Raw genomic sequence first — 3,370 nt, forward strand, 5'->3', positions numbered from 1 at the left:
ACCCTTCAGCACGATGTTGTCACCCGTTCCGCAACCCGCCAGCGAGATCTTCTCGCCAGGACCCGGCGTCTTGCAGACCGGCGCCGGTGGCGGCGGCGGGCAACCCGTTTCGTCCACCACGCTGCCCGGCGGCGAATCAGGACACTGGTCCACACCGTCAACCACGCCGTCGCCGTCCGTATCCACCGGCGCAGCAACAGGGACAACGGCGGGCTCTTCAGGCGGTGGCGAAGGTGCTACCGGACGACTGGCGAACAACGGCAGATAGAAACCAAGATTGGCGACGATGCTCTTGTAACGGCGCGGTACGTTGAGATCCGTGTCCTGATCGGTGTATTCCCGCTCACGATTACCGTAGCGGTACAGCACGTCGGTTCGGATCGCGAAATCGTAGTTACCGATCTTGAGCGGCCATAGCTGGCCGACGCCACCCTGCATATTGAGGGTGTTGTATTCCTTGACGCCGTCGTTGGTCGGCACGCTCTTGTACTGCAGCGCGGCGATGCCGAACTGCAGATATGTATTGGGCAGCGATTTCAGCGGGAACAGCAGCGCATTGACGCCGCCGCCGAGCACGTCGATGCCGTCGTGCTTGACGTAGGTGGGTGTCAGTTCCATCGCATACCAGTGCTTCCGGTAACCCAGGGCGAACGTGCCGCCGAATCCAGTTTCCGGGAGTTTGTCCTTCTTGGTCTGGAAGACGCCGGTTGCCATCGGCGAGATATAAACGCCGGTCATGAACGGCCGGTCATCCGGCGCGTCCTCGGCGAGTGCCGGAGACAGTGCGACACAGAGCAAGGAGAAGCCGCTCAAGGCTTTGATGAATGATTTCATGTGCGTGGAATCCGATGGAGGCCGGGTGTCGTCGCGAGTTGGGAGGCTGTCGGTCATGGTCAGAATTTCCATGACACGACGGCGCCGAACTCACGTGGTGCCGCAATCGAAAACACGCCGCCGAAATCTGTCGAGATCACGCCCTGGGTGTAGAACTTGTCGAGCAGATTCTTGCCGTAGAGGCGAACATCGACATTCCACGGCACGTACTTGTAGCGGGTGAATGCACCGAGCTGGCCGTACTTGGTCTGCTCGTAATTCGGATCGTTGGAAGCTGAGTAGTAGAAGCCGCTGTTGTAGTAGTAGTCCGCACCCGCCTCCACCTCATTTCGATCACCGAGCTGCCACAGCTTGGTCACCGCCACGGTCCCCGAGAACTTCGGCGTACGGGTCTGCCGGTTGCCGGTGAAATCGTTGTTGGCTCTGAACAAGCCGGTACGCGGGTCGTAACCGGCCGCGTTCGGATAGCGCAGGAACTTTGCGTCGATGAAGGCACCGTTCAGCGACAGGCCAAGCCCGTCGATCACGTCTGGCAGGATGCTTGTGACCAGATCGAAGTCGATGCCCTTCGATTCGGAGCGCGGGGCATTTTCGAACGCCAGAGCACCGCCACTGAGCAGCGACACGTACTGGGTCTGCTGATTCTTGATCCGGTAGTAGAACGCCGCGAGGTTGAACTGCACCAAGCCGTCGAACAGTGGCGTGCGCAAGCCGACTTCATAGGCCGTCGTGTCTTCCGGCTTGATGTACTGCGGCGGCAGATACACTGCGAAGGCGTTGTAGGCGTGCGCCTTCTTCGCCGTCTGATAAGACGCGAACAGCAGCGTTTCGTCGAGGAACGGATGGAAATCCAACGTTACCTTCGGCTCGAAACCGGTGGTCACTGAACGGCCCGGAATGATGTTGCCGGCACCGTCGCGTGCGTTCTGGAAGCTGACCGGCGGACCGTTGAGGATCTGATTGCCGATGTCGGTGGTGCCAACGAGCACATTGACTGTCGACTTGTGCAGTCCGCGATCTTCACGCTGATAGCGAGCTCCGAGCGTCAGCGCCACCCAATCGGTGAAGCGCATCGTGGTCTGCAGGTAGTAGCCAGCCGAGATGGTCTTGATCTGGGCTTCTGCCTGCACTCGGTAAGCACGTCCCGGTGCCAGCAGCTGCCCGGCGACGGTGGCACCGGGCAAGCCGTCGGGCAGCAGCGCGTCGACCAGATCTTGCACTTCCGGTGGCGTGACGATGTCCCCAACTTCCAGCTGTACCGGATTAAAACCTTGAATGTTGTGGAACAGAAACACGCCGCCGGTGACATCAAGCCATTTCGCGTAAGGCTGCGACTCGTTCGAGATCAGCTGCAGTTCGGCCTGCTTGATATTGGCGGGATGACCCGGTACGTCGAACGACACGAGCGGCTTGGTTGAACCGTCGAAATCGTAGTTGTAGAGCAGGCTGTCCTTCTGCTTGCTGGCCAGTACCTTGATGTCCAGCCAGGGCGCGTAGAAATTCGCTTGGGTGCTGATCAGGCTGGTTTCGGAGCGCCCATAGAGACGGGTATTGACCTGGATGTTGTCCGGGTCTTCCGGAGGTTGAATACCGAGCAGACGGCCGAGTGGGCTTGGGTTGATGTTCTGGCCGATCGCGCCATTATTCTGGTTGCGTGTGCGGGTGAAGCCGGTCAGGAACTCGAACTGCTCGAACGGCTGCCAGCGTGTACGCACGCGGACACCTTCGTCGTACTGCTTGCGCAGCGGCTTGCCATCGGTTCGGCTGTCGGAGTCGAGATATGAATCCGATACCGCGTAATAGCTGCTGAAGTTCGCCGCCAGCGTGTCGGTGATTGGGAAGTTCGCGTAGACGCGCGGCTTGACCAAACCGAAGTTGCCGACGGTGAGGTCGATGTCGGTCCGGCGATCTTCAAACGACGGCGCGATGCTAGTGACGCTGATCGCCCCGCCAACCGCATTTCGCCCGAACAGGGTGCCCTGTGGCCCCTTCAGCACTTCGACTCTCTCGACGCCAGAGAAGTCCGATACGAAGGTCGGCGAGAACGGGAAGTAGACGCCATCGACATAGCTGGCGATCGAAGGATCGGCGGTCAGGAATGCTTCAGTACCGATACCGCGCAGGAAGATCGTTGCGTAGCCAGCCTGACTGCCGACATTCAAGCTGGGCACAGCGCGCGAGAGGCCGATCTGGTTGTCGATACCGCGTGCGGCAAGCGCGTCCGGGCTGAAAGCCTGAATCGAGATTGGCACTTCGGACAGATTCTCTTCGCGCTTCTGCGCAGTGACCACAATCTCCTCAAGCAAAGCACTCTTGCGCTTTGGCTTGGTCGTCGCGGTCTCAGTCGGCGCGGCATCAGCCGCCGCGGCAATCGGCGCTTCGGCGGTGACGGCTGGCTCGGCAGTTGCTGCTGGAGGAGCCGCGTTCGCCGCAGCAGCTGGAGCCTCGGCGGGTGCGGATTGCGAAGCAGGCACGGACTCGGTCGGCCCCAGCAGTTCATCCAGATCGGTGTCCTGTGCGGCCGCAGCCGTCGCCA

Annotated in this window: 1 protein-coding gene and 1 pseudogene; both read right to left on the reverse strand. The window is 60.6% G+C overall.

What is annotated here, in order from left to right:
- Positions 1–834: pseudogene (locus QZY06_RS04130) on the reverse strand (hypothetical protein); the annotation flags it as partial.
- A gap of 59 nt (positions 835–893) precedes the next feature.
- Positions 894–3,370, reverse strand: a 2,477-nt coding sequence (locus QZY06_RS04135; protein WP_295680566.1) for a TonB-dependent receptor, incomplete at its 5' end; no start/stop codon positions are given.

This window comes from uncultured Nevskia sp. (genome assembly GCF_903885465.1).
Classification (GTDB): Bacteria; Pseudomonadota; Gammaproteobacteria; order Nevskiales; family Nevskiaceae; genus Nevskia.